Origin of the sequence: Limnohabitans sp. Hippo4 (assembly GCF_003063605.1) — a bacterium.
Lineage (GTDB): Bacteria > Pseudomonadota > Gammaproteobacteria > Burkholderiales > Burkholderiaceae_C > Limnohabitans_A.
In genome coordinates, this window is sequence record NZ_NESE01000001.1 from 46,772 (window position 1) to 69,385 (window position 22,614).

At 52.1% G+C, this 22,614-nt stretch carries 14 protein-coding genes; 9 read left to right on the forward strand and 5 right to left on the reverse strand.

Annotated features, from left to right (window positions below; genetic code table 11):
* The first annotated feature begins 38 nt into the window (after positions 1-38).
* Positions 39-710, forward strand: coding sequence for a ribose-5-phosphate isomerase RpiA (gene rpiA / locus B9Z46_RS00245; RefSeq protein WP_108254124.1), 672 nt, complete (start codon positions 39-41; stop codon positions 708-710).
* Here rpiA and B9Z46_RS00250 read toward each other — a convergent pair.
* From B9Z46_RS00250 to B9Z46_RS00265, 4 genes are all read right to left on the reverse strand, one after another.
* Positions 707-2,782, reverse strand: a complete 2,076-nt coding sequence (locus B9Z46_RS00250) for a M3 family metallopeptidase (RefSeq protein ID WP_108254125.1) — start codon at positions 2,780-2,782, stop codon at positions 707-709. The two genes, rpiA and B9Z46_RS00250, sit on opposite strands and share 4 nt — an antisense overlap.
* 26 nt (positions 2,783-2,808) lie before the next feature.
* Positions 2,809-3,660, reverse strand: a complete 852-nt coding sequence (gene folD, locus B9Z46_RS00255) for a bifunctional methylenetetrahydrofolate dehydrogenase/methenyltetrahydrofolate cyclohydrolase FolD (RefSeq protein WP_055360829.1) — start codon at positions 3,658-3,660, stop codon at positions 2,809-2,811.
* A 90-nt stretch (positions 3,661-3,750) separates the two neighbouring features.
* Positions 3,751-4,377: a response regulator transcription factor gene (locus B9Z46_RS00260; RefSeq protein WP_055360828.1), complete on the reverse strand. Its 627-nt coding sequence runs from the start codon at positions 4,375-4,377 to the stop codon at positions 3,751-3,753.
* 22 nt (positions 4,378-4,399) lie between these two features.
* Positions 4,400-6,910 carry a PAS domain-containing sensor histidine kinase gene (locus tag B9Z46_RS00265; protein ID WP_233245860.1) on the reverse strand — a complete coding sequence of 837 codons (2,511 nt, stop codon included), beginning with the start codon at positions 6,908-6,910 and terminating at the stop codon, positions 4,400-4,402.
* A gap of 170 nt (positions 6,911-7,080) precedes the next feature.
* On the opposite strand from B9Z46_RS00265, the gene aceE reads away from it, so the two are divergent.
* Genes aceE through lpdA (B9Z46_RS00280) form a run of 3 tightly spaced genes read left to right on the forward strand, consistent with a single transcriptional unit; the run spans position 7,081 to position 13,316 of the window.
* Complete coding sequence (gene aceE, locus B9Z46_RS00270; RefSeq protein WP_108254127.1) at positions 7,081-9,777, forward strand: pyruvate dehydrogenase (acetyl-transferring), homodimeric type; 2,697 nt, start codon at positions 7,081-7,083, stop codon at positions 9,775-9,777.
* Positions 9,778-9,798: 21 nt separating this feature from the next.
* Complete coding sequence (gene aceF, locus B9Z46_RS00275) at positions 9,799-11,454, forward strand: dihydrolipoyllysine-residue acetyltransferase (protein WP_108254128.1); 1,656 nt, start codon at positions 9,799-9,801, stop codon at positions 11,452-11,454.
* An 11-nt stretch (positions 11,455-11,465) separates the two neighbouring features.
* Positions 11,466-13,316, forward strand: a complete 1,851-nt coding sequence (lpdA, locus tag B9Z46_RS00280; protein ID WP_108254129.1) for a dihydrolipoyl dehydrogenase — start codon at positions 11,466-11,468, stop codon at positions 13,314-13,316.
* A gap of 61 nt (positions 13,317-13,377) precedes the next feature.
* Here lpdA (B9Z46_RS00280) and B9Z46_RS00285 read toward each other — a convergent pair whose 3' ends face one another.
* Positions 13,378-13,968: a C40 family peptidase gene (locus B9Z46_RS00285; RefSeq protein ID WP_055360823.1), complete on the reverse strand. Its 591-nt coding sequence runs from the start codon at positions 13,966-13,968 to the stop codon at positions 13,378-13,380.
* Between the two features lie 68 nt (positions 13,969-14,036).
* Here B9Z46_RS00285 and B9Z46_RS00290 point away from each other — a divergent pair, with 68 nt between their 5' ends.
* The 5 genes from B9Z46_RS00290 to lpdA (B9Z46_RS00310) all read left to right on the forward strand — a co-directional run bounded on the left by B9Z46_RS00290 (position 14,037) and on the right by lpdA (B9Z46_RS00310) (position 22,529).
* Positions 14,037-14,648 carry an isochorismatase family protein gene (locus tag B9Z46_RS00290; protein ID WP_108254130.1) on the forward strand — a complete coding sequence of 204 codons (612 nt, stop codon included), beginning with the start codon at positions 14,037-14,039 and terminating at the stop codon, positions 14,646-14,648.
* Positions 14,649-14,779: 131 nt separating this feature from the next.
* Complete coding sequence (locus tag B9Z46_RS00295; RefSeq protein WP_108254131.1) at positions 14,780-16,675, forward strand: propionate--CoA ligase; 1,896 nt, start codon at positions 14,780-14,782, stop codon at positions 16,673-16,675.
* A 223-nt stretch (positions 16,676-16,898) separates the two neighbouring features.
* The gene (locus B9Z46_RS00300; RefSeq protein WP_108254132.1) at positions 16,899-19,769 is read left to right on the forward strand and encodes a 2-oxoglutarate dehydrogenase E1 component; all 2,871 of its coding nucleotides are present in this window, start codon (positions 16,899-16,901) and stop codon (positions 19,767-19,769) included.
* A 44-nt stretch (positions 19,770-19,813) separates the two neighbouring features.
* Positions 19,814-21,082 carry a 2-oxoglutarate dehydrogenase complex dihydrolipoyllysine-residue succinyltransferase gene (odhB, locus tag B9Z46_RS00305; RefSeq protein ID WP_108254133.1) on the forward strand — a complete coding sequence of 423 codons (1,269 nt, stop codon included), beginning with the start codon at positions 19,814-19,816 and terminating at the stop codon, positions 21,080-21,082.
* Between the two features lie 19 nt (positions 21,083-21,101).
* Positions 21,102-22,529 (forward strand): dihydrolipoyl dehydrogenase, encoded by a 1,428-nt coding sequence (lpdA, locus tag B9Z46_RS00310; protein ID WP_108254134.1) that lies wholly within the window; start codon positions 21,102-21,104, stop codon positions 22,527-22,529.
* Positions 22,530-22,614: the final 85 nt, after the last annotated feature.

Here is a 22,614-nt window from a genome sequence, read left to right on the forward strand (position 1 = left end):
TAATCTCGTTCAATACAAGCATTGTCTCAAAAAAGCATATGACGCAAGACGAATTGAAAGCATTGGTAGGCCAAGCCGCATTGCAATACGTGGTCCCTGGTGAAATTGTGGGTGTGGGAACCGGCTCAACCGTGAACAAATTCATTGACGCATTGGCCTCCATGAAGGACCAAATTAAAGGTGCTGTGTCGAGTTCTGAGGCTTCTACGGTTCGCCTCAAAGCGCTGGGCATTCCCGTGTTTGACAGCAACGATGTGGCCGAGTTGGCGGTGTACATCGACGGTGCGGATGAAATCAATGGTCAAGGCCACATGGTCAAAGGCGGCGGCGCTGCGCTGACACGTGAAAAAATTGTGGCCGCGCAATCGAAGATGTTTGTGTGCATTGCCGACGAATCCAAATTGGTCGATCACTTGGGCACATTTCCATTGCCTGTTGAAGTAATCCCCATGTCCAGCGCCCGCATCATGGCGCAATTTGCCAAGATGGGCGGCCAAGCACAAGTTCGATTGAAAGATGGCCAGCCACTGGTGACAGACAACGGACAGCACATCATTGATGTGAAGGGTTTGACCATTTCAGACCCCGTGGCCTTTGAAGCTGAAGTCAGTCAGTGGCCAGGTGTTGTCACTGTCGGCGTGTTTGCCTATCAGAAGGCCCAGGTTTGTTTGCTAGGCACTTCAGCAGGCGTTAAAACACTCAAGTTTTAAGTTTTTAAACTTGAAGCTTGCGGTGCCATCATGCCTTGATGGCGAAGCAATGCATTCAAAGACGGTTCACGGCCTCTGAAGGCCACAAAAGAGGCCAATGCAGGTCGGCTGCCGCCAGCTTCCAAAATGGCTTCACGGTATCGTCTGCCTGTCTCCAAGCTAGGAGAGCCATCAGCTTGTGCCGTTTCCTCAAATGCTGCGTAGGCATCTGCTGAAAGAACCTCCGCCCATTTGTAGCTGTAATAACCGGCTGCATATCCACCGGCAAAAATATGGCTAAAAGTGTGTGCCATGCGGTTGAAATCGGGCGCTTGAATCACAGCCACTTCAGCACGAACCTTTTGCAACACGGGCATGAAATCGTCTTGCGGGCGGTGCTCGCTGTGCAAGAGCATGTCCATCAATGCAAATTCAATTTGACGCAAGGTCTGCAGACCACTTTGGAAGTTTTTGGAGGCCACCATTTTGTCGAACAATTCACGCGGTAAAGCTTCCCCTGTTTTGACATGGGCTGACATGTGCTTCAGTACATTCCATTCCCAGCAAAAGTTCTCCATGAATTGACTTGGTAGTTCCACGGCGTCCCATTCAACGCCACTGATGCCAGACACATCGCGCTCGTTCACTTGCGTCAACATGTGATGCAGGCCATGACCAAACTCATGGAACAGCGTGATGACATCATCGTGCGTTAGCAAGGGAGGCTGACCATCGACGCCCTCTGCAAAGTTACACACCAAGTGCGCCACGGGCGTTTGCAATTGTTGCGTGTCGGGCCTGAGCCAACGCGCACGAACATCGTCCATCCACGCACCGCCTCGTTTGCCTGCACGTGCAGGCGGATCTAGGTAGAACTGGCCTACCAATTGACCATTGCGTTCAAGGCGATAAAAGCCCACGGCAGGGTGCCATACTGGCGCTTGATCTTCTCGAATGCTGACTTCAAACAATGTCTCAATGATTTTGAAGAGACCTTGCAATACTTTGGGCGCTGTAAAGTATTGCTTCACTTCCTGCTCGCTGAAACTGTATCGGGCCTCTTTCAGTTTTTCCCCGATGTAAGGCCAATCCCAAGCTTGCGGATTTGGCATGCCCAAGTGGTCTGCGGCAAATTGACGCATGTCTGCCAAATCTTTTTCTGCGTAAGGACGCGCACGCTGAGCGAGATCGCGCAAAAAAGCAATGACTTTGGCAGGTGAGTCAGCCATCTTGGTGGCCACTGACACTTCCGCGTAATTTTGATAACCCAAAAGCTTTGCTTCTTCTTCGCGCAGTTGCAAAATTTCTTGAATGATGGCGCTGTTGTCTAGCGCTGCAAATTCTGCGGGTGCTTGGTCTGAAGCCCGGGTGACATAAGCGCGGTAAAGCTGATGACGCAAATCGCTGCTTTTGGCAAATTGCATCACTGGCAAATAACAAGGCATTTTGAGGGTTAACTTGTAACCTGCCTTGCCTTCTTTTTCTGCAGCTTCGCGTGCTGTATTTTGAACATCTTCCGGCACACCCTCTAATGCCTCTTTTTCGACATAAAGTGAGAATTTGTCGGTGGCATCCAAAGCGTTTTCACTGAATTTTTGGCTCAATTCCGCCATGCGCTCTTGGATGGCTGCATACCTGGTTTTAGCTTCACCCTGAAGCTCGGCACCGCCCAGAACGAAATTGCGCAATGCATTCTTCAGTGCTTGCTGTTGTGCCGCATCCAATGACGCTGGGTTGACTGCTTTGTATTTGGCATAAAGGCGTTCATCGGCGCCAAGCTTTGTCCAAAATTCAGTAACCTTGGGCAAGACTTCGTTGTAGGCCGCACGCAACTCGGGGGTATCGGCAACGCTTTTCAAATGGCTCACGGCGCCCCAGGCGCTGCTCAAGCGCTCGGTGCTGACATCCAAGACTTTGGCAATGGCTTGCCATTGCGCTGGAAACTCGGGGGCGGTCACTGTTTCAAGTGCTTCAGATGCAGCTGTCAATAAAACGTCGATGGCTGTGCTGACATGTTCGGGTTTGATTTGGTCAAACAAAGGCAAGCTGCCCAGTTGAAGCAATGGGTTGTTTGCGTGAGAAGAAGTTGTCATGGCGTGGTTAAATTTTGGTTCAATGCTCAAGCCGCAGTACGTTCAGCAGCTTCTAAAGTGTTCACCAACAACATGGTGATGGTCATCGGGCCAACACCGCCTGGCACAGGCGTGATGTAGCTGGCAACTTGCTCAACGTCTGCAAAGTCCACATCGCCACACAACTTGCCTTCGTCATTGCGGTTCATGCCAACGTCCAACACCACGGCACCCGGTTTGACCATGTCAGCGGTTAAGACGTTTCGTTTTCCAACGGCAGCCACAATGACATCAGCCTGAAGCGTCATGGCTTTGAGGTCCTTGGTTGCACTGTGGCAAATGGTCACGGTGGCATTTTTTTGCAAGAGCATCATGGCCATGGGTTTGCCCACAATGTTGCTACGGCCAATGACCACGGCATGTTTGCCCTTCAAGTCGTAGCCAATGCTTTCTAACATTTTCATGCAGCCGTAAGGCGTGCAGGGCCAAAAGCCTGGCATGCCTGTCATCAGAGCGCCGGCACTTGCAATGTGAAAGCCATCGACATCTTTGGCGGGTGAAATGGCCTCAATGACCTTCTGTGCATCAATGTGCGCAGGTAAGGGTAATTGCACCAAAATGCCGTGAATGCTGGGGTCGTTGTTTAGAGCTTGAACACGTGCCAATAAATCGGCTTCGCTCATGCTGTCTGGGTATTTTTCTAAAACTGAATGCAGGCCGCTGTCGTGACAGGCCTTCACCTTGTTGCGCACATAGACCTGGCTGGCAGGGTTCTCGCCAACCAACACCACGGCTAGACCTGGTGTGATGCCTTTGGCTTTCAGCGCTGTTGTGCGCGTAGCAACTTCTGCACGCAGTTGTTGGGAGAGGGCGTTGCCATCAATGCGTTGTGCGGTCATGTTGTGTCTCTCAAAAATTGAAATACCGAGTTTGAAGTAAAAACGCCCGCGATTTGAAAATTCACGGGCGTTGTAAAAGCGCTGAAGCCTTTAAGCTTTGGGTGCGTTTTGTCCCAATGCAATTTTGAGCAGATCTGCCACTGTGTTGGCATTCAATTTTTCCATGATGTTGGCGCGATGTGCCTCAACTGTTTTGATGCTGATGCCTAAGTCGTCGGCGATCTGTTTGTTCAAACGACCCGCCACAATGCGCTCAAGGACTTGGGCTTCACGACCGGTCAGTTTAGACAGCAGCGCATCACGATTGGCAGCGTTTTGATACTCCGAGAAAGACTCACGCGCGCTGTCCAGCATGCGTTCAACCAAACTCACCAATTCGTCTTCTTTGAATGGCTTTTGAATAAAGTCCATCGCACCTTTTTTCATGGTGTTGACTGCCATGGGCACGTCGCCGTGGCCAGTGATGAACACAATGGGCAAAGGAGAGCGACGCTCGACCAGCTTGTCTTGCAATTCAAGACCCGTCATGCCGCCCATGCGGATGTCAACGATCAGGCAAGCAACCTCACGCGGGTCGTAGCGGCTGAGAAATGATTCAGCAGAGTCAAAGCATCGAACACGGTAATCTTTGCCTTCTAACAGCCACTGAAGTGAATCGCGAACGGCCTCGTCGTCGTCGACAACGTAAACAGTTCCTTTTTTGGGTATCAAACTCATGTGGGGTCCCAATGTTACTAAATCAAATCAAAGTCGTTCCGCCGGATGGGATCCAAAAGGAAAAACAACATCCAACTACCTCGTCGGCATTGTAGAGGTTCTCGGCGGCAATTCTGCCTTTGTGAGATTCCACAATGGTCCGGCATAAATTCAGGCCAATGCCCATGCCTTCCGATTTGGTTGAGAAAAAGGCCTCGTAAAGCCTGTCCATGACCTCAGGTGGCAGGCCTTTTCCGGTGTCGGTGACAGAAAAATAAACCGTATTTTGTTGGTCTACTACCTTGGGAACCACACGTAGCTCAACATGGCGCTGTCCAACGGGGCGTTCAGCATTGTCAATGGACTCTGCTGCATTTTTCATCAAGTTGACCAACACCTGTTCAATCAGGATGGGGTCGACTTGAAGCTTGGGCAAGCGGGACGCGACGTAATGCGAAAGTCGCACATTACGGCGTCTCAATTCAATTTCAGCCAACTCAACGGCTTCATTGACCATGGTTAGGACGTCAGATTCAGTCCTGTTCGGTTCGCTGCGTTTGACGAAGGATCGAATGCGATGAATGATTTGACCCGCACGTTGGGCTTGGTGTGCTGTCTTTTCTAGGGCCCAAACCAGGTCTTTCTCTTCAATTTGCTGGCCTTTGATGCGTGACAACATGCCATTGCAATAGTTTGTGATGGCCGTCAGGGGTTGATTGAGTTCATGGGCCACACTGGAGGCCATTTCGCCCATGGTGATCAGTCGGCTAGCATTTTGCGCGCGTTCAGCTTGTTGTGCCGCCAATTCTTCGGCTTGCCTGCGTGTGGTGATGTCCGTTGCGATGACCAATTGCGCCAGTCGGCCATCAGCCCAGTTAATGTATCGCGTGCGAATTTCAAGCCATTTGCTGAGGTGCGAAACATAAATTTCGGCCCGTTCAGCTGGGGCGACCGTCAAGCTTTCAGTGGGTAATCCCGCCAAAGCGTCAACATCATCCAATTCGAGTTCGGCATTGCGAATGTCTAACATGCCTGCTTTTTCAACCAAACTCAAATGGCCATTCGTGTCTGTGCCAAACCACTGGCGGTAAAGTTTGTTGGCAAACAATAATTCTGCACTGCCAAGAGGTGCAACAGAGACAGACGCATCCAAAGCCTCCAACACAATTGTGAAGCGTTCGTAGGAAGCTGCCAATTGCTCTCGGACTCGGTTGGGTTCCGTGATGTCGGTCATGGAAGTCATCCAACCGGTTTGTTGGCCCATGGCATCAATCAATGGAGAGACGTAAAGACGGGCATCAAAAATGCTGTTGTTTTTGCGTTTGACGCGAACTTGAAAACCACCGGCAATTTGTTTGCCACTCATCTCCTCTTCCAATCGGGCCATCAGTTGGTCGCGGTCTTCATCGGGCCAGTACGGAAAGGGCGCCACGGCGCCAATGAGTTCGTTTTCTTGCCATCCGGTCATTTGACAAAAAGCCAAATTGACATACGTGATGCGACCTTCCATGTCGAGGGCACGCATGCCCGTCAGCATGGAGTTTTCCATGGCGCGGCGGAAGTTGGTTTCTGCCATCAATTCTTTTTGTGTTTGCTGACGCTTTCGTGTGTGACGCCAGTTACCGATCAACATCCAAGCCGTGAGCAAGCTCAATGAACTGACCAGCCAGAACAAGCCACTGCCCACCAAATCTTGCGAAGTTTTCCAAGTCTGCGCACGCAAGATCAACCCATTGCCAACAGGTGAGACAGGCACTTCAAACTCGTTGTTTTGGTTCACGATGCCTGGCACGAAATTCCAGATGCTTGTGCGCTTTGGAATGGTCTGACCTGCAATCAAATTGCCTTCGCTGTCGAGCAATGAGACGGCGTACTTCGCCAAAATTTCCGTTGGCACGCCATAGCGCAGCAAACTTTCAACGGCATATTCCGCCATCACGACACCATTGAATCGGCCTTGTGAATTGGTCAAAGGCGTGTGAAGTTGCAACACCACGTTGCGCGCATAATTTTCTTGTCCGGCTCCGGGGCTTCCGATGGACAAGCTCCCGTCATCTTCTTGCGAATAAACAGGCTGCATCAAATCTCGAGCCAAGCTGTAGCTGTTTTCGGACTCACCCCATTTCAGGACTTCGCCAACGCGCCACTTTTGACTGACCAAAACGCTGGGGGCGGTTTGACTGGCCAAAATTTTTCGTTTGTCATCGACCCACGCCACAGTTTGCAATTCAGGGTTTTTCATCACCAAGGATTCAGCCCTTCGGGTGAATTCTTTGATGTCGATGTCTTTGTTGGATGCGTCTCTGGCCAAACGCATGATTTGTTCTTGGCGTTCTAGCAAACGCAAACGCAAGCGTTGTTGGCTGTATTCCACATCGCGCTTGACGGCTTCTTGTTCGCGGTCAATTTCCTCTACACGCAAGTACCAAAAAGAAAAAACGATGGCACTCAAGAACAGCAGAACAGAAGCAATAGGGGCCAAACTGGCAAAACGGTCTTGGCGAACTGGATTCTGGCGTTTCCACCATCGACGCCACCAGTTGGTAGGTTTCATCGCCTTTAAGGTTATTGCTGCGTTTTGCGACTTCATCCCCTAGAGTTTAGGGGAAACCCTTTTTAGTAAATTTCATAATACAAAATATAAAAGCACAATTTGAAATTTATAAAACTTTGTGCGAGAATTCCGAAAAAATAGATCAACCACGGCCTACAAAGGAGACAAACATGTCAGCCGTTCAGCCTAATAACGTCCTCAATGACTTGGACGCCATTGAAACCCGTGAATGGATGGACGCACTGTCCGCCGTGATTGAAAAAGAAGGTGGTGAACGCGCCCACTTCTTGTTGGAACAACTCCTTGAACATGCCCGCGAAAACAGCATTGACATGCCGTTTTCTGCCAATACGGGTTATGTGAACACCATCGAGCCTGATCAAGAAGCCCATTGCCCGGGCAACATTGAAATTGAAGAGCGTCTGCGTGCTTACATGCGATGGAACGCCATGGCCATGGTGGTCAAGGCCAATCGCCACAACCCTGAAGATGGTGGTGATTTGGGCGGCCACATTGGCTCTTTTGCTTCATTGGCCCACATGTTCGGTGCTGGTTTCAATCACTTCTGGCATGCTGAAAGTGAAAACCATGGCGGTGATTGCTTGTACATCCAAGGCCACGTGTCACCAGGCGTTTATGCCCGTGCCTATTTGGAAGGCCGCTTGACCGAAGAGCAGTTGCTCAACTTCCGTCAAGAAGTAGACGGCAAGGGTTTGTCGAGCTACCCACATCCCAAGTTGATGCCTGAGTTCTGGCAGTTCCCGACAGTGTCGATGGGCCTTGGCCCTTTGATGGCCATTTACCAAGCGCGCTTCTTGAAGTATTTGCATGCACGTGGCATTGCAAACACTGAAAACCGCAAGGTGTGGGTGTTCTGTGGCGACGGTGAAATGGACGAAGTGGAATCCTTAGGTGCCATTGGTTTGGCTGCGCGTGAAAAGCTGGACAACTTGATCTTCGTGGTCAATTGTAACTTGCAGCGTTTGGACGGTCCTGTGCGCGGCAACGGCAAAATTGTTCAGGAGCTGGAAGGCGAATTCCGCGGTTCTGGCTGGAACGTGATCAAGCTCCTGTGGGGCAGCGAGTGGGACAAACTCTTGGCGCGCGACAAAGATGGCGCACTTCGCAAAATCATGATGGACACCTTGGATGGCGACTTCCAAGCTTTCAAAGCCAACGATGGCGCCTATGTTCGCAAGCATTTCTTTGGTCGTGATCCCCGTACCTTAGAGATGGTGGCGCACATGAGTGACGACGAAATTTGGGCGTTGAAACGTGGCGGCCATGATCCACAGAAGGTTTATGCGGCCTACCACCAGGCTGTGAACCATGAAGGCCAGCCCACCGTGTTGTTGATCAAAACGGTGAAAGGTTTTGGCATGGGCAAAGCCGGTGAAGGCAAGAACAACGTTCACCAAACCAAGAAACTGACAGACGAAGACATTCGCTACATGCGAGATCGCTTCAACATTCCTGTGCCTGACAGCGAATTGTCCAAGGTACCTTTCTACAAGCCAGCCGATGACACACCCGAGATGCGCTATTTGCATGAGCGCCGCAAAGCATTGGGTGGCTACTTGCCACATCGTCGTACCAAGGCGGACGAAAGCTTCACAGTGCCTTCTTTGGATGTGTTCAAGTCGGTGATGGAGCCCACCGCCGAAGGTCGCGAAATTTCCACGACACAAGCCTACGTGCGCTTCCTCACGCAACTGTTGCGTGATCAAGCATTGGGCCCACGTGTGGTGCCTATTTTGGTGGACGAAGCCCGTACCTTTGGTATGGAAGGTTTGTTCCGTCAGGTCGGTATTTACAACCCTGCGGGTCAGCAATACACACCGGTCGACAAAGACCAAGTGATGTACTACAAAGAAGACAAAGCAGGCCAGATTTTGCAAGAGGGCATCAATGAAGCGGGCGGTATGTCTAGCTGGATTGCTGCGGCGACCAGCTACTCCACCAGCAACCGCATCATGGTGCCGTTCTATGTGTACTACTCGATGTTTGGATTCCAGCGAATTGGCGATTTGGCCTGGGCAGCTGGTGACATGCAAGCTCGCGGTTTCTTGTTAGGCGGCACATCAGGCCGTACAACTTTGAACGGCGAAGGCTTGCAACACGAAGATGGTCACAGCCACATCTTGGCGGGCACCATCCCCAATTGCATTAGCTACGACCCCACCTTCGCGCATGAAGTGGGCGTGATCTTGCACCATGGCTTGAAGCGCATGGTGGAAAAGCAAGACAACGTTTTCTATTACCTCACTTTGTTGAATGAAAACTACGCCATGCCAGGCCTCACGCCCGGCACGGAAGAGCAAATCATCAAGGGCATGTACTTGTGCAAAGCGGGTGGCAAGAACAAGACACGTGTTCAATTGATGGGCTCGGGCACCATCTTGCGTGAGTCATTGGCTGCGCAAGAATTGCTGGTCAAAGATTGGGGCATTGCAGCCGATGTTTGGAGCTGCCCAAGCTTCAACGAGTTGACGCGTGATGGCCAAGACGCTGAGCGTTTTAACATGTTGCATCCCTTGGAAACACCCCGTGTGCCTTTCGTCGCACAACAGTTGGCAAAGCATGACGGCCCCGTCATTGCCTCCACTGACTACATGAAAAACTACGCTGAACAAATTCGCCCGTTCATTCCCAAAGGCCGCACATACAAAGTGTTGGGCACCGATGGTTTTGGCCGCAGCGATTTCCGCAGCAAATTGCGTGAGCACTTTGAAATCAATCGCCACTATATCGTTGTGGCTGCACTCAAAGCCTTGAGCGAAGAGGGCGCAGTGCCAGTTGCCAAAGTTGCAGAAGCTTTGAAGCAATATGGCATCAAGACCGACAAGGTCAATCCTTTGTACGCTTAATCACAAGACTTGGAGACACACATGGCATTGGTAGAAGTCAAAGTTCCAGACATCGGTGATTTCGATGAAGTGGCCGTCATTGAACTGTTGGTCAAGGTGGGGGACACCGTGAAAGCTGAACAGTCCTTGATCACCGTTGAATCCGACAAAGCGTCGATGGAAATTCCATCCTCAACGGCAGGCGTGGTGAAAGAACTGCGCGTGAAGTTGGGCGATAAGGTTAAACAAGGCTCGGTGGTGTTGATGGTGGAAGCCAGTGGCGATGTCGCTGCGTCCTCAAGCGCATCTTCAGCAGCACCTGTCGCCGCACCAGTGGCTGCGACGCATCCAGCTGCGCCTGCCGCTGTTGCCGCTGCATCTGCAGTCAGTGGCCCCATCGAAGTTCATGTGCCTGATATCGGCGATTTCAAGGACGTTGCCGTCATTGAAATTTTCGTCAAGCCCGGTGATGCCATCAAGATGGAGCAATCGCTCATCACGGTGGAATCGGACAAAGCTGCGATGGAGATTCCATCCTCAGCGGCCGGCGTGTTGAAAGAACTGAAGGTCAAGATTGGCGACAAAGTCAACATTGGTGACTTGTTGGCTATTTTGGAAGGCAGCGTTGCGGCTGCAGCACCTGCTGCTGTTTCTGCTGTTGCTACCAGTTCAGCTGCACCTGCCGCAGTTTCAGTGCATGTCGCTGCACCTGCCACTTCAGCTGCCTCAGTGTCTGCTCCAGCGCACAATCCTGGCGCATCCACCTTGGGCTTGCCACACGCATCGCCTTCCGTGCGCAAATTTGCGCGCGAATTGGGTGTGCCTTTGGAAGAAGTCAAAGGCAATGGCCCCAAAGGTCGCATCACACAAGACGACGTTCAGGCTTTCACCAAAGCAGTCATGGCAGGCGCCACGCAAACCAAAGCACAAGCTGCCAAAGCACCAGCGGGTGGCGATGGCGCTGCATTGGGCTTGATCCCTTGGCCGAAGGTTGACTTCGCCAAGTTCGGCCCCATTGAGCGCAAAGAAATGGGCCGCATCAAGAAGATCAGTGGCGCCAACTTGTTGCGCAATGCCATCATGATTCCTGCGGTGACCAACCACGACGATGCCGACATCACTGAGTTGGAAGCCTTCCGCGTGTCGACCAACAAAGAGAACGAAAAGTCTGGCGTCAAAGTCACCATGTTGGCTTTCTTGATCAAAGCTTGTGTGGCTGCACTCAAGAAGTACCCCGAGTTCAACAGCTCCTTGGACGGTGACGCCTTGGTCTACAAAAACTACTGGCACATTGGCTTTGCGGCCGATACGCCCAATGGTCTGATGGTGCCCGTGATCAAAGACGCCGACAAAAAAGGTATTTTGCAAATCAGCCAAGAAATGGGCGAGTTGGCAAAGAAAGCTCGCGATGGCAAGTTGAGCCCTGCAGAAATGACAGGCGCAACCTTCACCATCTCCAGTTTGGGTGGCATTGGCGGCAAGTATTTCACGCCCATCATCAACGCGCCTGAAGTGGCCATCTTGGGTGTGTGCAAAAGCACACATGAACCCGTTTGGGATGGCAAACAATTTGTACCGCGCTTGATGTTGCCTTTGTCATTGACATGGGATCACCGTGTGATTGACGGCGCAGCAGCAGCCCGCTTCAACGCGTACTTGGGTCAAATCCTTGGCGACTTCCGCCGTGTCTTGCTTTGAGAGGCTGAACCATGGCATTAGTTGATATCAAAGTACCAGACATTGGCGACTTCGACGAAGTGGCGGTCATTGAGTTATTGGTCAAGGTGGGCGATACCGTGAAGGCCGAACAAAGCTTGATCACAGTAGAGTCTGACAAAGCTTCAATGGAGATTCCTTGCTCACAAGCTGGTGTGGTCAAAGAACTCAAAGTGAAGTTGGGCGACAAGGTCAAACAAGGCTCTGTGGTGTTGGTGTTAGAAGGTGAGGCTTCATCTGCCGCAGCAAGCGCTCCAGCTGCTGCGCCTTCACAAGTCAGTGCACCTGCTGACAAGCCCGCAGCACCTGCAGCAGTTCCTGTTGTTGCCAACATCCCCAATGCATCTTCCTACAGCGGTGCGGTCGACATTGAATGTGACTTGCTCGTTTTGGGTGCTGGCCCTGGCGGTTATTCTGCAGCTTTCCGCGCGGCCGATTTGGGCCTCAAAGTGGTCATCGTTGAACGCTACGCGACATTGGGTGGCGTGTGCTTGAACGTGGGTTGTATTCCCTCAAAAGCTTTACTTCACGTTGCAGCCGTCATGGACGAAGTCAGTCACATGGCCGATTTGGGCGTCGACTTTGGAGCCCCCAAGGTCGATATTGCCAAGCTTCGCACGCACAAAGAAAAAGTCATTGGCAAATTGACTGGTGGCTTGGCTGCCATGGCCAAGATGCGCAAAGTGACCACAGTGCGTGGTGTGGGTGAATTCGTCAGCGCCAACCATGTGGTGGTGGAAGAAACAACGGGCACTGGTCAAGAAAAAACTGGCGCGAAAAAAGTCGTGTCTTTCAAGAACTGCATCATTGCAGCGGGCAGCCAAGCGGTGCGCTTGCCTTTCATGCCCAACGATCCCCGCGTGGTGGACAGCACCGGTGCACTGGCACTCAAAGAAGTGCCCAAGCGCATGCTGATTTTGGGCGGTGGCATCATTGGTTTGGAAATGGGCACGGTCTACAGCACGCTGGGCGCACGCTTGGATGTGGTGGAAATGATGGACGGTTTGATGCAAGGTGCTGACCGCGATTTGGTCAAGATCTGGCAAAAAATGAATGCGCATCGTTTTGACAACATCATGCTCAAAACCAAAACTGTGGGTGCCAAAGCCACTAAGGCTGGCATTGAAGTGACCTTTGAGTCTGCAGAGGAGGGCGTTGCGGCCCCAGCACCTCAAGTTTATGACCTGGTTTTGCAAGCTGTGGGGCGCACACCCAACGGCAAAAAAATTGCAGCTGACAAAGCGGGCGTGAACGTTACCGACCGTGGCTTCATTCCTGTTGACATTCAAATGCGCACCAACGTGCCCCACATTTTTGCCATTGGCGACATCGTGGGTCAGCCCATGTTGGCGCACAAGGCGGTGCACGAAGCGCACGTAGCAGCAGAAGTCATTGCGGGTGAAATTCAAGGCAACAAAGAATTGGCGGCCAGTGCCTTCAATGCGCGTGTCATTCCAAGTGTTGCTTACACGGATCCCGAAGTGGCATGGGTCGGCCTCACAGAAGACCAAGCCAAGGCTCAAGGCATCAAGGTCAAGAAGGGCTTGTTCCCTTGGACGGCTTCGGGTCGCGCCATTGCCAACGGACGCGACGAAGGCGTGACCAAGTTGTTGTTCGATGATTCACCCGAGGCGCATGGCCATGGCAAGATCTTGGGCGGTGGCATGGTGGGTACACATGCAGGCGACATGATTGGCGAGATTGCACTGGCCATTGAGATGGGCGCAGATGCGGTGGACATTGGTAAGACAATTCATCCGCACCCCACATTGGGAGAAAGCATTGGCATGGCTGCCGAAGTGGCCCATGGCAGTTGTACTGATTTGCCACCTTCAAAGAAATAAGCTTTGAACAGGTCTACAAAAAAACCGCCTGCGGGCGGTTTTTTCATGCACTAGATTTCTGTCAATTCTGTGCGGGTTCAGCTTGAAGCTTGTCGGATTGAACCCTGCGAGCACCATTGAAACGCTTTTGCCAATAAGCTTCGCGCATGTCGTCGACACGCACGGCTTTACCAGGTCTGGGGGCGTGAATGAACTTGCCGTCGCCAACGTAGATGCCGACGTGGCTGAAGGTGCGTTTCATGGTGTTGAAGAACACCAAGTCACCTGGCTTGAGTTCACTGCGATTGATTTCTTCGGTCACTTTCGCTTGTTCTTCGGCCCTGCGAGGTAAGACCAAGCCGACAGACTTTTCAAACATGTGTCTCACAAAGCCGCTGCAATCAAAACCTTTTTCTTCGGACATGCCGCCGCGCTTGTACGGGACACCCAGTAAACCCATGGCTTGAATGACCAATTCAGAAGCTTTACCGCCAAAGGTGCTGCGGGCTGTTTGTAAGGGGCCGCTAAATTGATTTGAGATTTGTTGAGACAATTGATCGGTGATCTGATTGATCAAACCGCGTTCTTTGAGCATGCGGTCGAGGTCGTCTTCAACGGGCGCCGAAACGGCGACTGTTGTCCAGATTACCAATCCACATAGAATCCATCTCATAGTTGCTCAGTTTAATGCCTTCAAACGGTATTCGCGAGTGAACCCGTTTTTCCTAAGAAAGTTGCACCATGTTGCTAGAAGTCGAAGCTTCCCAATTGGTTTTGGTGGATTACCAGATCAAACTGATGCCTGCCATGAAAGACGCACAAGCTGTGTGGCAGCGTGCAGAGTTACTGGCCAAAACAGCCAAACACCTGCAAGTTCCGGTTTGGGCCACAGAGCAAAACCCATCAGGTTTGGGTGAGACAAGCCCTGAAATCAGACAACATTGCAAACGTGTGCTTTCAAAAATGGCTTTCAGCGCCGTTGAAGAAGGGCTTGGTGAATGGCTGAGCCCGCCCGCGCCGGCTGTTCCCAAAGGCAATGCCAGAAGTTTGCCAAGACATTTGCAAAAGCCCGTTGAGCCTGAGGTCGGTCCCTCTGTTGTCATCGCCGGTTGCGAAGCCCATATTTGTTTGTTGCAAACCGCTTTGGATTTGCTAGAAGATGAGTTTGATGTGTGGGTGGTGACCGATGCTTGTGCGTCTCGTTCAGACCGAGACCGTGACGCAGCGTTTGACCGCTTGGCAGGCGCAGGCGCTGAGCTGCTCACCACCGAGATGGTGATCTTCGAATGGCTTCGTTCTGCAGAAAATCCTGACTTCAAAGAAGTTCAGTCTTGGGTCAAAGCGCTGACTTAAAGTCAGTTTGCCGCAAGTCCCTCATGAATAATTATGAATTCAGAAGGCGAGACCGGCTGACTTAAAGTGTGTCCAAAGCTCGCCAGCAATGTATTGCAGCTTGCTGCGATTGAGCGGCTTTAGGAGACACCATGGGTCAATATGCAGAGTTTCACAAACGTTCCATTCAGGACCGTGATGCGTTTTGGGCTGAACAAGCCAAGCAAATCGATTGGCACAAACCGCCTCAAGAAATTTGCGATTACAGCAATCCACCCTTTGCCAAATGGTTCAAGGGGGGCGAAACCAATCTCTGCCATAACGCAATTGACCGGCATTTAAAAGACCGTGGCGATCAAGCTGCTTTGATCTTTATTTCTACCGAAACAGATCAAGAAGTCACCTACACCTACAAGCAATTGCATGCCGAAGTTCAGCGCATGGCTGCTTCGCTCTTGTCATTGGGCGTCAAAAAAGGTGATCGTGTTTTGATTTATATGCCCATGATTGCAGAGGCTTCCTTTGCCATGTTGGCTTGTGCGCGCATTGGCGCCATTCACTCCGTGGTATTCGGTGGCTTTGCGTCGGGTTCTTTGGCTTCTCGCATTGAAGATGCCAGCCCCAAAGTCATTGTGAGTGCCGATGCAGGCTCACGTGGGGGCAAAGTGGTTGAATACAAGCCCTTGTTGGACGAAGCCATTCGTTTGTCTGCTCACAAACCCAACTCTGTTTTATTGGTAGACCGTGGCCTTGCCAAAATGGCCATGACAGAGGGTCGTGACTTGCTTTGGGCGAACTTGCGCGACCAACATTTGAATGATGTGGTGCCTTGTGAATGGGTGGATTCGACGCACCCAAGCTACACCTTGTACACATCGGGTACAACCGGCAAGCCCAAAGGTGTGCAGCGTGACACAGGTGGTTACACGATCGCATTGGCTTCCAGCATTCCCAATATTTTCTGCGGCAAACCCGGCGAAACCTTTTTCTGCACCAGCGACATTGGTTGGGTGGTCGGCCACAGCTACATCATCTATGGTCCCTTGATTGGAGGCATGGCCACCATCATGTACGAAGGTCTGCCCACAAGACCCGACGGCGGCATTTGGTGGAGCTTGGTTGAGAAATACAAAGTGACCGTGATGTTCAGTGCACCCACAGCCATTCGCGTTTTGAAAAAGCAAGATCCTGCGCTGCTGAGCAAATACGACTTGTCCAGCTTGAAGGCATTGTTCTTGGCAGGCGAGCCCTTGGATGAACCGACGGCCAAATGGATTTCAGAAGGTCTGGGCAAACCCATCATCGACAATTACTGGCAAACCGAAACGGGCTGGCCCATTTTGACGGTCTGTAACGGCATTGAAAAAACGCCCAGCAAGTTTGGATCACCTGGCAAAGCGGTCTATGGCTATGACGTCAAACTGCTGGACGATCAAACGGGTGAAGAACTCACGCAGCCCAACCAAAAAGGTGTGGTTGCCATTGAAGGTCCCTTGCCACCCGGGTGCTTGCAAACCGTGTGGGGTGACGATGATCGTTTCGTCAAAACCTACTGGACCACAGTACCCGGCAAGATGGTTTACTCCACTTTTGACTGGGGTATCAAAGACGAAGACGGTTACTTTTTCATCTTGGGCCGTACTGACGATGTGATCAATGTGGCGGGTCACCGCTTGGGCACACGAGAAATTGAAGAGAGTATTTCTGGCCATGCTGCTGTGGCTGAAGTGGCTGTAGTGGGTGTGGCCGACAACCTCAAGGGTCAAGTGGCCATGGCGTTTGCGGTGCTCAAAGATGGCTCTCTGTTGAGCGATGCCTCGGCATTGTTGAAGCTCGAAGGCGAGATCATGAAGGTGGTTGACAACTCATTGGGCGCGGTTGCAAGGCCCGCTCGAGTTAGGTTTGTGTCTGTGCTGCCCAAGACGCGTAGCGGCAAACTGTTGCGACGTGCGATTCAGGCGGTTTGTGAAGGTCGTGATCCCGGCGACCTGACGACCATGGACGACCCAACGGCCTTGCTTCAAATTTCTGATTTGGTCAAAACCTAAGAAGACTTTTGAAATCGTGGCTGACATATGACTGACGGGGAGGATGCAAATTTTCCCCGTTTTCACATAAAAACCACCCGCGGACCAAGAATCAATGTGATAATCCGCGAGTTACTTAGGCCCTTCCCATGCCACAGTCGCATCCGCCAACCGGTTCAGCCGTGTCGCGGAAGGTAATTCAACCAACTAATGTTCCCTGAAGGGGAGCGAAGGTCAGCGAAATATGAGTGAGACTAAATCCGTCTACACCGCCTACCAAGGCAATACCTATCTCTTCGGAGGCAATGCGCCTTACGTTGAGGAAATGTACGAGAACTACCTGGCCAATCCAGGCAGCGTTCCCGACAGCTGGCGCGAATACTTCGACGCCTTGCAACACGTTCCTGCAGTCGATGGTTCATCTGCCAAAGACGTTCCCCATTTGCCAGTCATCAATGCTTTTGCCGAACGCGCCAAACAAGGTGGCACCAAAGTCGTCATGGCCAGTGCCGATGCCGAAATGGGTCGCAAGCGGACCGCTGCACAGCAGTTGATTGCGGCTTATCGCAATGTGGGCCAACGCTGGGCCGATCTTGACCCCTTGAAGCGCACTGAGCGCCCCAACATTCCCGACCTCGATCCAGCCTTCTATGGCTTTACCGATGCCGACCAAGAAACCGTGTTTGACACCAGCAACACTTTCTTTGGTAAAAATTCCATGCCCCTGCGCGAATTGCTCAATGCTTTGCGCGAAACATATTGCGGCACTTTGGGCGCCGAATTCATGTACACCACCGAGCAAGCTGAAAAGCGCTGGTGGCAACAAAAGTTGGAGAGCATTCGCAGCAAGCCCAACTTCAATGCAGACCAGAAAAAACACATCCTCGAACGCTTGACAGCGGCAGAAGGTTTGGAGCGTTTCCTCCACACCAAATATGTAGGTCAAAAACGCTTCTCATTGGAAGGTGGAGAAACTTTCATCGCCGCCATGGATGAACTGATTCAAGCCGCTGGTGAAAAAGGCGTTCAAGAAATCGTCATTGGCATGGCCCACCGTGGCCGCTTGAACGTGTTGGTCAACACCATGGGCAAGTTGCCCAAGGATTTGTTCGCTGAGTTTGACCACACAGCCCCCGAAGATTTGCCAGCAGGTGACGTGAAGTACCACCAGGGTTTCAGTTCTGACATCAGCACACGCGGTGGCCCTGTTCACTTGTCATTGGCGTTCAACCCTTCACACCTTGAAATTGTGAACCCTGTAGTTGAAGGTTCTGTGCGTGCCCGTATGGACCGCCGTGCCGACCCACTGGGCAAGCAAGTGCTGCCCGTGTTGGTACACGGTGATGCTGCGTTTGCAGGTCAAGGCGTGAACCAAGAAACATTGGCGCTGGCCCAAACCCGTGGTTACTCTACAGGTGGTACGGTTCACATCATCATCAACAACCAAATTGGTTTCACCACATCTGATCCACGCGACATGCGCTCTACGGTGTATTGCACGGACATCGTGAAGATGGTGGAAGCGCCTGTGTTGCACGTCAATGCAGACGATCCAGAAACCGTTGTGCTGGCCACACAAATTGCGCTCGAGTACCGCATGACCTTCAAAAAAGACGTGGTGCTCGACATCATCTGCTTCCGCAAACTGGGTCACAACGAGCAAGATACGCCTAGCCTCACACAGCCGTTGATGTACAAGAAAATTGCAGCACATCCCGGTACGCGCAAGTTGTTTGCCGATCGTTTGGCGGCACAAGGCTTGGGTGACACATTGGGTGATGACATGGTCAAAGCCTGCCGGGCAGCTTTGGATGCGGGCAAGCACACCGACGAAGACGTTGTGTTGACCAACTTCAAAACAAAGTTCTCTGTGGACTGGGCGCCTTTCTTGAATCAGAAATGGACTGATGCTGGAAATACGGCAATTCCATTGGCTGAATGGAAACGCATTGCCGAAAAAATCACCACCTTGCCTAGCACTGTGACACCTCATCAATTGGTGAAAAATGTGTATGACAACCGCGCCGCCATGGGCCGTGGCGACATCCCAGTCGATTGGGGCATGGGCGAACACATGGCCTTCGCCTCATTGGTGGCCAGCGGTTACCCCGTTCGTTTGTCTGGAGAAGATTGCGGCCGCGGTACCTTTACGCACCGTCATGCTGTGATTCATGATCAGAACCGTGAAAAGTGGGACACAGGTACTTATGTGCCTTTGCAAAACGTCACAGAAAACCAAGCGCCCTTTGTTGTGATCGATTCGATCTTGTCTGAAGAAGCGGTGCTCGGTTTTGAATACGGTTACGCCTCCAACGACCCCAACACCTTGGTGATCTGGGAAGCCCAGTTCGGCGACTTCGCCAACGGCGCGCAAGTGGTGATCGACCAGTTCATTGCATCAGGTGAAGTAAAGTGGGGCCGTGTGAATGGCCTGACACTGATGTTGCCTCACGGTTATGAAGGTCAAGGCCCAGAGCACAGCTCTGCACGCTTGGAGCGATTCATGCAGTTGGCGGCCGACACCAACATGCAAATCGTTCAGCCCACCACCGCCAGCCAAATCTTCCACGTGTTGCGTCGCCAAATGGTTCGCAATTTGCGCAAGCCACTGATCATCTTCACACCGAAGTCTTTGCTGCGCAACAAAGATGCCACATCACCTTTGTCTGAGTTCACCAAGGGTGGCTTCCAAACCGTGATCCCCGAAAACAAAGCACTCAAGGCCGACAAGGTCAAACGTGTGTTGGTGTGTTCAGGCAAGGTCTACTATGACTTGGTGAAAAAGCGTGAAGAATTGGGCACTGACGACACGGCCATTTTGCGTGTCGAACAGTTGTACCCATTCCCACACAAGGCTTTTGCTGCCGAAATGAAAAAGTACCCCAACGCCACAGAATTGGTGTGGACGCAAGACGAGCCACAAAACCAAGGTGCATGGTTCTTTGTTCAACATTACATCCACGAGAACATGACAGAAGGTCAGCGTCTGGGTTACTCCGGTCGCGCGGCTTCCGCATCGCCTGCTGTGGGTTATTCACACCTCCACCAAGAGCAGCAAAAAGCCTTGGTCGACGGCGCATTCGGCAAACTCAAAGGCTTTGTGTTGACCAAATAAGGTCTGACGCAAACATCGATTGAACCTATTTAGAAAGAATTGAAATGGCTATCGTAGAAGTTAAAGTTCCGCAGTTGTCTGAGTCCGTGGCTGAAGCCACCATGCTGCAATGGAAAAAGAAAGTGGGCGACAGTGTTGCTGCCGACGAAATTTTGATCGAGATTGAAACCGACAAAGTGGTACTGGAAGTGCCAGCACCTTCTGCTGGTGTGTTGTCTGAAATCTTGGTGGGCGACGGCGGTACCGTCACCGCTGAGCAACTCATTGCACGCATTGATACAGACGGCAAAGTGGCTGCTGCGGCACCTGCCGCCGCAGCTGCGCCAACACCTGCCGCCAGCGCACCTGCCGCCAGCGCACCTGCTGCAGCACCCGCTGCTCAAAGCACCAGCATGGCGGGTGTGGCAATGCCTGCCGCTGCCAAGCTGATGGCCGACAACAACTTGGCCGCTGGCTCTGTTGCCGGTTCTGGTAAAGATGGCCGCGTCACCAAGGGTGATGTGTTGTCCGCAGTTGCCGGCGGTGCTAAGCCTGCTGCGCAAGTTTCTATTCCTACTGGCGTGCCCACATCGTCATTGCCACAAGTGGCGGCACCTGCAGTCAACTTGGGTGATCGCCCAGAGCAGCGCGTGCCCATGACACGTTTGCGTGCCCGTGTGGCCGAGCGTTTGTTGCAATCGCAATCGACCAATGCCATCTTGACGACATTCAACGAAATCAACATGGCGCCCGTTATGGAAATGCGCAAGCGCTTCCAAGACAAGTTTGAAAAAGAACACGGCATTAAGTTGGGCTTCATGAGCTTCTTCGTCAAAGCTGCGGTTCATGCTTTGAAGAAGTTCCCTGTGCTCAATGCATCCGTTGACGGCAACGACATCGTTTACCACGGCTACTTCGACATTGGTATTGCTGTAGGTTCACCCCGCGGTTTGGTGGTACCTATTTTGCGCAACGCCGATCAAATGAGCTTTGCCGACATCGAAAAGAAAATTGCTGAATTTGGCGCCAAGGCCAAAGACGGTAAGTTGGGCATTGAAGACATGACCGGCGGTACGTTCTCCATCTCCAATGGCGGCACCTTCGGCTCCATGATGTCCACCCCCATCATCAACCCACCCCAGTCTGCCATCTTGGGTGTGCACGCCACAAAAGATCGCGCCATGGTTGAAAACGGTCAAGTCGTGGTTCGCCCCATGAACTATTTCGCCATGTCTTACGACCACCGCATCATTGACGGCCGTGAAGCTGTCTTGGGCTTGGTGGCCATGAAAGAAGCGTTGGAAGATCCATCACGCTTGTTGTTTGACATCTAAGAACTGATTAGGAATTAGCATGAGCAAACAATTTGATGTGGTCGTCATCGGTGGCGGCCCCGGCGGTTACATCGCCGCCATTCGTGCAGCCCAATTGGGTTTCCAAGTGGCGTGCGTCGACGAATGGAAAAACGCCGCAGGGGGCCCGGCCCCTGGCGGTACGTGCACCAACGTTGGTTGCATTCCCTCCAAAGCATTGCTGCAGTCTTCTGAGCACTTCGAGCAAGCCAACCATCACTTTGCCGATCACGGCATTGAGATGAAGGGCGTCAGCATGGACGTGGCCAAGATGATTGCCCGCAAAGACAACGTTGTGAAGCAAAACAACGACGGCATTTTGTACTTGTTCAAAAAGAACAAAGTGTCTTTCTTCCACGGCCGCGCCGCGTTCAGCAAAGCCGTTGAAGGTGGCTATGAAGTGAATGTCACGGGTGCAGCCAACGAAACTTTGGTGGGCAAGAACATCATTGTGGCCACAGGTTCCAATGCGCGCGCTTTGCCAGGCACACCCTTTGACGAAGTCAATGTGTTGTCCAACGACGGTGCTTTGAAAGTTGGTGCAGTTCCCAAGAAATTGGTGCTCATCGGATCTGGCGTGATCGGTTTGGAAATGGGTTCTGTCTGGCGTCGTCTGGGCTCAGAAGTCACCATCCTCGAAGGTTTGCCAACCTTCTTGGGCGCAGTGGACGAGCAGATTGCCAAAGAAGCCAAAAAAGCATTCGACAAGCAAGGCCTGAAAATTGAACTCGGCGTCAAAGTCGGGGAAATTCAAAACGGCAAGAAGGGCGTCAAAGTGGCCTACACCAATGCCAAGGGCGAAGCCCAGAGCATTGATGCAGACAAGCTGATTGTCTCCATTGGCCGTGTGCCCAACACCATTGGTTTGAACGCCGAAGCGGTGGGCCTCCAATTGGACGAGCGCGGTGCCATTGTGGTTGACGCAGATTGCAAAACCAATTTGCCAGGCGTTTGGGCTGTGGGCGACGTGGTGCGTGGTCCCATGTTGGCGCACAAAGCTGAAGAAGAGGGCGTTGCTGTGGCCGAGCGAATTGCGGGTCAACACGGTCACGTCAACTTCAACACCATTCCTTGGGTTATTTACACCAGCCCCGAGATTGCTTGGGTGGGCCGAACAGAGCAGCAACTCAAGGCGGATGGCGTGGCTTACAAAGCGGGTACGTTCCCATTCCTGGCCAATGGCCGCGCACGCGCCTTGGGCGACACCACCGGTATGGTCAAGTTCTTGGCTGATGCTAAGACCGACGAAATTTTGGGTGTTCACATCGTCGGCCCCATGGCCAGCGAATTGATCTCTGAAGCCGTTGTGGCCATGGAATTCCGTGCCAGCGCAGAAGACATTGCCCGTATTTGCCATGCGCACCCCTCCTTGAGTGAAGCCACCAAAGAAGCTGCTTTGGCAGTGGACAAACGGACCTTGAACTTCTAAGTTTTTGAAGTCTCGTTAAACTACGAAGCCCGGGCCAGTCCCGGGTTTTCTCATTCCAAAGAACCCTTCAAACAAAGCATTTGCC

Coding starts and splice junctions, on each gene's coding strand:
- B9Z46_RS00300 (WP_108254132.1), top strand. CDS start 16,899: ATGAGTGAGACTAAATCCGTCTACACCGCCTACCAAGGCAATACCTAT.
- aceF (WP_108254128.1), top strand. CDS start 9,799: ATGGCATTGGTAGAAGTCAAAGTTCCAGACATCGGTGATTTCGATGAA.
- folD (WP_055360829.1), bottom strand. CDS start 3,660: ATGACCGCACAACGCATTGATGGCAACGCCCTCTCCCAACAACTGCGT.
- B9Z46_RS00285 (WP_055360823.1), bottom strand. CDS start 13,968: ATGAGATGGATTCTATGTGGATTGGTAATCTGGACAACAGTCGCCGTT.
- B9Z46_RS00265 (WP_233245860.1), bottom strand. CDS start 6,910: ATGAAACCTACCAACTGGTGGCGTCGATGGTGGAAACGCCAGAATCCA.
- odhB (WP_108254133.1), top strand. CDS start 19,814: ATGGCTATCGTAGAAGTTAAAGTTCCGCAGTTGTCTGAGTCCGTGGCT.
- B9Z46_RS00295 (WP_108254131.1), top strand. CDS start 14,780: ATGGGTCAATATGCAGAGTTTCACAAACGTTCCATTCAGGACCGTGAT.
- aceE (WP_108254127.1), top strand. CDS start 7,081: ATGTCAGCCGTTCAGCCTAATAACGTCCTCAATGACTTGGACGCCATT.
- lpdA (WP_108254129.1), top strand. CDS start 11,466: ATGGCATTAGTTGATATCAAAGTACCAGACATTGGCGACTTCGACGAA.
- rpiA (WP_108254124.1), top strand. CDS start 39: ATGACGCAAGACGAATTGAAAGCATTGGTAGGCCAAGCCGCATTGCAA.
- lpdA (WP_108254134.1), top strand. CDS start 21,102: ATGAGCAAACAATTTGATGTGGTCGTCATCGGTGGCGGCCCCGGCGGT.
- B9Z46_RS00290 (WP_108254130.1), top strand. CDS start 14,037: ATGTTGCTAGAAGTCGAAGCTTCCCAATTGGTTTTGGTGGATTACCAG.
- B9Z46_RS00260 (WP_055360828.1), bottom strand. CDS start 4,377: ATGAGTTTGATACCCAAAAAAGGAACTGTTTACGTTGTCGACGACGAC.
- B9Z46_RS00250 (WP_108254125.1), bottom strand. CDS start 2,782: ATGACAACTTCTTCTCACGCAAACAACCCATTGCTTCAACTGGGCAGC.